This window comes from Ruegeria haliotis, from assembly GCF_013377785.1.
Lineage (GTDB): Bacteria > Pseudomonadota > Alphaproteobacteria > Rhodobacterales > Rhodobacteraceae > Ruegeria > Ruegeria haliotis.
In genome coordinates, this window is sequence record NZ_JABXWT010000086.1 from 1 (window position 1) to 646 (window position 646).

Genomic DNA, 646 nt, shown 5'->3' on the forward strand with positions numbered 1-646 from the left:
ATCTCAATTGAAGGCTATAATAAAGGTAGTAGTAAGGATATCTCGATCACAGGATTCAACCTCTAGCCTGTGAGGGTAAGGTGGCGTGTATGCAAGGATGCAATATGAATAGAAATAATCAATCAGGGTTAGTCATGATTATTTTTACCCTAGCACTAACAGTATTGTTAGGGTTTGCTGCTCTCGCTATCGATATGAATCATGTGGTGTTGAATAAAGCAAGAGTACAAAATAGTGTCGATGCAGCAGCATTGGCTGCTGCTGTAGTCGCTGATTCAGGTAAAACAACTCAAGAGATAGCAAACGCTGCGTTAGACTCAGTCAAAAATTACTCATCATCAGCTGGAAATTCAGAAATAACAGTGACGCAGAATGCAGTTTTTGGTGCAGGAGGCTCATCTCTTTCTTTACCTTTGTCCGATAGTGCAATCATCCTTATCCAATTTTCCAATGATCCTACGGTTTTTCCTTCATCAAGCTTTCAACGAAAAAATGCAAGTGGTGAGTTTAATGATGTCTATGTACGAGTTCAGGTGACAGGCGTTGCCTTAGAGGGTTTTTTTGTTGGTTTATTTAACGCCAGTAAATCTGTTTCAGCCAGTGCGGTGGCCGGGCCAAGTTCTTCGGTGTCTAGCTCATCAGAGCT

At 41.5% G+C, this 646-nt stretch carries 1 protein-coding gene; it reads left to right on the forward strand.

Annotated features, from left to right (window positions below; genetic code table 11):
* Positions 1-104: 104 nt before the first annotated feature.
* Positions 105-646 (forward strand): pilus assembly protein TadG-related protein (locus tag HW561_RS23395; protein ID WP_211198760.1); only part of this gene is annotated, 542 nt, incomplete at its 3' end.